Below are 7,106 nucleotides of genomic sequence, written 5' to 3'. Positions count from 1 at the left end.
CCGCCGTATACGGAACCGTATGTACGGTGGTGTGAGAGGGACGGAGGTTAGTCACCTCCCCCTATCTCGATTAAATTAGCAGTAATTTAGTTGTAACGTCCGTGTGGTACTTGATTGTATACTTCATTAATCATTTCTTTTAATGTATCGGGATGGATAGCTTTAGCTAAACTCACTTTTTTACTAAGTGCATGATCCATGCTTCCTTCATTATTTTTTTCATCTAAATATGGAAGCATGAAATTTTCCATTGGAAGATAGGCAATAATTATTGGTTCATGATCTGTTTCTATTTCGATATAGATCCCATTTAATTTAATAAAAATAAATTTGTCGTAATCATACTTCAACCTAAATTGACTCCTATTTGCTTTGTTGATTGCCTCGATTTGACTTGGCAATGTGTGAAAGTAAACAATTTGTTCAAACGAATAGTGGAGCTCGGAAAGAATGACTTTATGTTTCCTCAACGTTTTGTTTGTAACCATGTGTACATGTAATAAATAAAAATACTTAGCTGTAAACATGATAATCAGTGCAGTTAATATGATAGCTAATAAATAATAACGATCCATATTGTAACTCCTTATATGATTTGGTTAGATAAATAATCTATTGTTCATTTATTTTGACTGTAGACTGATTCTGTACTGGTTGACACAGTTTTTCCCCGCAGCTTTCCCCTCGTATAGTGCCTGATCAGCCGCACTTATTAGGCGACTTGGTGAGGGGTTGGAGATTTGTTCAGTATGAGCATAGCCAAGTGTGACGGTAAGCCTGTTACCTGGCTGTGAGCTTTCGTTTGGGAAAACCGTGCTTTCAATGCTCTTTCGTATTCGCTCCGCGATTAAATTAACATCATGATTGGTCGTGTTAAATAATAAAACAGTAAACTCTTCACCACCGAACCGAAAAGCAAGATCAGACTCACGAATAGAATCTTTAATTGCTTTTGCTAACAGTTCAAGTACTTCATTTCCGAGCAAGTGACCATTTGTATCGTTGTAGGTTTTAAAGTAATCAATGTCGAGCATAATCATAGCTAAAGGTTCAATCTGCTGTTTGTTAAAATGCTTTTGTAATGTGTTTTGTAAAGCGCGTTGATTATATAAAGACGTTAATCCGTCTTTCAATGTCATTTCTTCAATTTCTTGATAGAGTTGTGCTTGTTGAATTGCAACGGCAGCTAGTGATGCAAGTGGAATGACATTATCAATTTCCTGTTCAGTGATTGACTTTTTTGAAACTGGATTATCAAGAATAAGTAGACCTATTTTTGTAGACTGATAGATCATAGGAATAATTAAAAACTCATCAATGTTGAACTTATTAATTAGTAATTGATGAATGTGATCATGAACTTTATCAGGATAAATTACCCGGTGTTTACCGCTTAATAGGACATCTTTTAAAATATGATCAGAATCAAGGTCAATCGTCAAATGCTTAATAATTTGATTCAATTGTGGATCAATCTGCTTTTCATCATCGATTTCAAGTAAATCAATTAATCGATATTTATGTTCAGCAATTTTTCTCCATTTATCGATACCTTCTTGTGCATTTAATGGGCCAATTCCCATCATCCCACTTAACTGATCTTTATTTTTATCAAATAAAAATACAAGTGCACGATTAAATCCTAAACCGTGTCCAGCTGTGACGGAAGTAATAATGATATGTAATACTTTATCGAGATCACGCGTTTGTTGCATAGCAATACTAATTTCTCTAATCACATTTAACTGTTTTGAATTTTTAATCAACAGTGATTTCCAACGATTTTGTGTTCGGACATACGCAGCACCTTGATTTGTAAGATATGCCACTGTTAATGCACTAAGTGTAAAGATAACAAAATGATATAACTCGAATCCATTCATATAGAAATAAACAAATGATATCAATGGTAAAGCAACGAGTAGTCCAATTGTTTGGTAAATAGCAGTCGCGGTAAAAATGGCAAGTAGTGAAAAAAGTAATAACCATTCTTGTACAAAAAGAATCGCTAAACCATATGAGTAAATAACCATTAGAAGGATTAAGATTTTATTAAGTTGAGTGGACAGTCTAAAACGGCAAAAGTTTAATGAGAACGCTAACAAGATCAAGTGGCCAAATAACAGTGATATATATATAGTCATGTTTGCTCACCTCAGTAAAATTTATCTGTGTTAGGTCTATTATACCATAAAGACGAAAAAAATCATTGAATCTAACGAGAACAGTTGAAAAACACCAAGCTAAATAGTAAACTTACGAGGAGAAGCAATGCATAGTGAGAAATATACGCTATGCGTTATTTTTCACCAATTAATGCAACCGATTTCATTAACTTGGTATTATTTTTTAAAACAGAAAGAGGGTAATTATGAATCAAAAAGTAAGTACTAATCACTTAACTGTATTAAGTATAATTGTTATTCTATTAGTCAGCTCTTATATCAATTGGTTACCAATTCCGATCGTTGATGCTCAGGAAAAAAATAGTGAAGCAGAGATCACTGTTGAAGCAACAGTGAATCGGGCATTCCATTATGATCAGCATGGATTGCTAGAGTTAGAGATTGATAACGATTCAGATCTAGAAATTGTCGAAATTGAAGCTGATCTAACTGAACTTGGTAGTACTGAGCGATTATCAATTTCACCAGAACTAAATCGTGTGACGTTGTCGGTTCGGTCTGATATTGAACCTGGGGAAAAAAAGATTCCAATCAATGTTGTTGATGAAAATGGTGGGACATACACCACTACAGCCGCGGCAACGATCATTGCTCGCGAAAAGACTAACGATGATAGAGATTGGGATGAGGCTGTTATTTACTTTATGGTAACCGATCGCTTTGCTGATGGTGACCCAAAAAATAATGATCCATATGGAATAAACTATGATGAAATTGATGATAACCCACGTGGAGCTTATCAAGGTGGTGATTTTAAAGGAATTACAGATAACTTAGATTATTTAGCTGAGTTAGGAATTAACACGATTTGGATTACGCCAATTGTAGAAAATGTCGGTCACGATGTTGAGTTTAATTCGGATGCAGGAGCTTACTATGGATACCACGGGTATTGGGCAAAGGACTTTGAAACGTTAAACCCACATCTCGGTTCATTAGAAGACTTTCATGAGTTAATTGATCAAGCAGCTGCACGAGATATTGATATTATGGTCGATGTCGTGCTCAATCATATTGGTTATGGCTTAAAAATTAATGATGAGCAGTCAGAGCCACCAGCTGGCTTTCCGACAAACGAAGATCGCAATCGCTTTGTAGATATGATTCGTGATCGATCCGGTGCTGGTGATTTAAAAATGGAGCTCTCAGGTTTACCAGATTTTAAAACAGAAGAGGACTGGGTACGCGAACAAATTGTTGCTTGGCAAACTGCTTGGCTTGAAAAGTCAACGACACCAAGTGGGAACTCAATTTCAAGTTATCGTGTGGATACAGTTAAACACGTTGATCATGTCACGTGGCAGCATTTCAAAAATGAATTAGTAGCGATTGACCCTAATTTTAAGCTGATTGGAGAGGCATGGGGAGCGAATTATCAAGATGATCTAGGTTATCACAAAACCGGCACAATGGATAGTTTGTTAGACTTTGGTTTTAAAGATCATGCACGTCACTTTGTTAATGGAAGCCTTGAAGAAGTGAACAATCAATTAATTGTACGAAATCAATCCATTTCAAACATTGCAACACTTGGGCAATTTCTTGGCAGTCATGATGAAGCAGGATTTTTACACAATTTAATTGAAAGTGGCGATTCCGAAGAAGTTGCTCAAGGTAAATTGAAACTAGCAGCTACATTACAAATCACCGCAAAAGGTCAACCAGTTATTTATTACGGTGAAGAACTTGGTCAAACAGGTGCGGAAAATTGGCCGGAATATGATAATCGTTATGATTTTGCTTGGGACATGATTGAAGGGAATCCGATTCTTGATCATTATCAAAAACTACTCGAATTCCGTCAAGCTTACTCGGAGCTATTGGCAAGAGCAGACCGATCAACGTTGGCTGGATCGAATAATGCTGAATGGTTAGTAGTGGAGCGAACATACGATGATCAATCGGTTTACTTAGGTTTTAACAGAGCTGATTTTGAACAAGAGATTACACTAACTGTCTCAAATGCCGATGTCATCGTAATCGATCACTATGCTGACCAAACTTACCAAGCAACAGAAGATCAAGCTGGAAACTATGTTATCAGTTTAACAGCCCCCAAATTGACAGATGGAGGAACATTGCTGCTGACAGCTGAAAATGGAACAATCCTATCTAACCAGGATAATGCCAACAGTGCTGAAACTGAGACAAGTGATTCAATTACTAAAGAACCGATAGAAAATCAATCAGAAAACGCTAATATAACTATTTGGCCATTCATTATTCTAATTAGTTTGACGATTGCCGTCATTACATTCATTCAAATTAAGCGCAAAAAATAACAATAAAGGGTGATTAATACGTGGCTAAAAACAATCAATTATTACATGCGGAAGTATTCTCTGACTCGACAATCGGACTCTTTTTTGAGTCGATAAACAATCTTTCAGAACCTGATTTAAAAGAAACGATCAAGATTGTTGATTCGCAAGGTAATCGATTAGAAATAACTGAAGTAACGATTCATGTTGAAGATAAGCTAATTATTGTTAGCATTAATGAAAATCACTTAACAAACAAGTTTCCTTATACGATAAAATACGATTTGAACACGAAAAATGCTCAAATTGGTTGGCGTTATAAAGATCAGAAATATGCTTATGATGGAAAACTAGGATTAGAATTACGAGCTGATGGATCAGCAAAGCTGAAACTTTGGTCACCAAGTGCGGATTCAGTCAACGTTATTTTATACGATAAAAACAATCAAAATAGAGTTGTTGCAAATGATCTAGCAATGACTTTAGGCGATCGAGGAGTCTGGTCAATCGAACTAGACCAAGCTAAAACAGGCATAGTTGATTTAACTGGTTACTTTTATCACTTTGCAATTGAACGCGACGGGAAGACAGTTTTAGCGCTCGATCCATATGCGAAATCACTAGCAATTTGGGATAGCACAAATCCAGATAATCAAATTGGCAAGGCTGCGATCGTTGACCCAAGCTTGATTGGTTCAGAACTTGATTATGCTAACATTGCTAATTTTAAAAAACGAGAAGATGCAATTATCTATGAAATTCATGTTCGAGATTTCACTTCTGATCCATCACTTGACGGTAAACTAAATAGCCAATTTGGAACGTTTACTGCTTTTATTGAAAAACTAGATTATATTAAATCGCTTGGGGTAACTCATGTTCAACTATTACCAGTGATGAGTTATTTATTTGCTAATGAGTTTGAAAATGACGAGCGTTTGTTAAACTATTCATCTGTTAATAATAACTACAACTGGGGCTATGATCCACAAAGCTATTTTGCGTTGACTGGTATGTACTCAGAAAAGCCAAGCGATCCGAAGCAACGAATTGCTGAATTTAAGAACTTAATTGCTGAAATTCACGACCGCGGTATGGGTGTGCTATTAGATGTTGTTTATAATCATACGGCAAGTGTTGATATTTTTGAAAACTTAGAGCCTAATTATTATCATTTCATGGATGCTGATGGGACACCACGGATCGCATTCAAGGGTGGCCGTTTAGGAACGACACGAAAGATGGCACGACGAATTTTAATTGATTCGATTACTTATTGGGTTAAAGAATTCAAAATAGACGGTTTTCGTTTTGACATGATGGGTGATCATGATGCAGAAACAATTCAACAAGCATATGACCAAGCAAAAGTGCTCAATCCAAATATTCTGATGATTGGTGAAGGATGGATTACCTATGTCGGTGACGAGTATGAACCGAAAATCATCCCCGCAGATCAGCATTGGATGCAAGATACAGAAGCTGTTGGTTCTTTCTCAGATGATATTCGTGATCAATTAAAATCAGGATATAACTCTGAAGGTGAGCCGCGTTTTCTTACTGGTGGAGCGCGAAATATTCAGCGCATTTTTGATAACTTAACAGCAAATCCGCATAATTTTAAGGCGACAAGCCCAGGGGATGTTGTAGCATATATAGAAGCGCATGATAATTTGACCTTACATGATGTGATCGCACTATCAATTAAAAAAGATCCTCAAGATCATAAACAGGAAATCCATGAGCGAATTAGATTAGGAAACCTAATGGTTTTAACAGCACAAGGGACAACATTTATTCACGCCGGTCAAGAATATGGTCGAACGAAACAGTTCCGTCATCCAGACTTTATTGGAAAAGTTCCAGATGAACAAGTGCCGTTTAAGTCAACTTTTATTGCTGATCAAGAGGGTAACCCGATTGAATTTCCTTATTTTATTCATGATTCGTATGATTCAACAGATGCTGTCAATATGTTTGAATGGCAAAAAGTATTGGATGAAAAAACATATCCGATTGAAACGACAACTCAACGTCATATGCAAGGCTTAATTACTCTACGTCGTTCAACAGATGCATTTAGTCGAGCAACGATCGCAGAGATTAAACAAAACGTCACGTTAATTAAAGCACCTGAACTAAATGAGTTGGATCTCATGATTGCTTATCAAGTTATTGCCAGTGATGGGGTGACCTATGCTGTGTTCGTTAATGCTGATGACAAAGTACGTCAATTGACATTAACGATCGATTACTCAACCGGTGATGTGATTGTAGATAAAGCAAAAGCAGGAATTGATCCGATTGAAAACCCTCAAGGTGTGAGATTGACGGCAAATTCAATCGAGTTAGAGCCATTAACGGGCACGGTCATTCGACTGAAACAAAAGTAATCCCAATTTAATTGTTGAGATAAGCGTCCTTGCTGATTCATAGACGCTTATTTTAACGCTTTTTTTAAAAAATAGACGAATATTTTTACGATAAGTGTTGAAAAAATTTAAAAATAATAGTAAGCTAGTTGTGTAAGCGGTTGCACTAACTGAATTAGAACCCCTTTTTTTAACCTTTAATGCAACCGTTTTCATTGTTGTTTAGGAAATTATAAAATTCGTTAGTTGTGGATAACTTTGTGTTAAAATCTAATTATCATATTTAA

General features: G+C 36.1%; 4 protein-coding genes. 2 read left to right on the top strand and 2 right to left on the bottom strand.

Translation table 11 applies throughout. The annotated features are described in order from the left end of the window. Positions 1–86: 86 nt before the first annotated feature. Together ABD814_RS11715 and ABD814_RS11710 are read right to left on the bottom strand one after the other, a co-directional pair. A complete protein-coding gene (locus ABD814_RS11715; RefSeq protein ID WP_344913368.1) occupies positions 87–575 on the bottom strand; it encodes a hypothetical protein in 489 nt (162 codons plus the stop codon). 48 nt (positions 576–623) lie between these two features. Beyond that, the gene (locus ABD814_RS11710; protein WP_344913366.1) at positions 624–2,144 is read right to left on the bottom strand and encodes a GGDEF domain-containing protein; all 1,521 of its coding nucleotides are present in this window, start codon (positions 2,142–2,144) and stop codon (positions 624–626) included. 227 nt (positions 2,145–2,371) lie between these two features. Here ABD814_RS11710 and ABD814_RS11705 point away from each other — a divergent pair, with 227 nt between their 5' ends. Together ABD814_RS11705 and ABD814_RS11700 are read left to right on the top strand one after the other, a co-directional pair. Next, positions 2,372–4,468 carry an alpha-amylase family glycosyl hydrolase gene (locus ABD814_RS11705; RefSeq protein ID WP_344913364.1) on the top strand — a complete coding sequence of 699 codons (2,097 nt, stop codon included), beginning with the start codon at positions 2,372–2,374 and terminating at the stop codon, positions 4,466–4,468. Positions 4,469–4,488: 20 nt separating this feature from the next. Next, positions 4,489–6,840 carry a pullulanase gene (locus tag ABD814_RS11700; RefSeq protein ID WP_344913363.1) on the top strand — a complete coding sequence of 784 codons (2,352 nt, stop codon included), beginning with the start codon at positions 4,489–4,491 and terminating at the stop codon, positions 6,838–6,840. Positions 6,841–7,106: the final 266 nt, after the last annotated feature.

It is taken from the genome of Amphibacillus indicireducens (assembly GCF_039539605.1).
Taxonomy (GTDB): domain Bacteria; phylum Bacillota; class Bacilli; order Bacillales; family Amphibacillaceae; genus Amphibacillus; species Amphibacillus indicireducens.
This window is presented reverse-complemented; position numbering and strand designations above follow the sequence as displayed.

Coding starts and splice junctions, on each gene's coding strand:
- ABD814_RS11715 (WP_344913368.1), bottom strand. CDS start 575: ATGGATCGTTATTATTTATTAGCTATCATATTAACTGCACTGATTATC.
- ABD814_RS11710 (WP_344913366.1), bottom strand. CDS start 2,144: ATGACTATATATATATCACTGTTATTTGGCCACTTGATCTTGTTAGCG.
- ABD814_RS11705 (WP_344913364.1), top strand. CDS start 2,372: ATGAATCAAAAAGTAAGTACTAATCACTTAACTGTATTAAGTATAATT.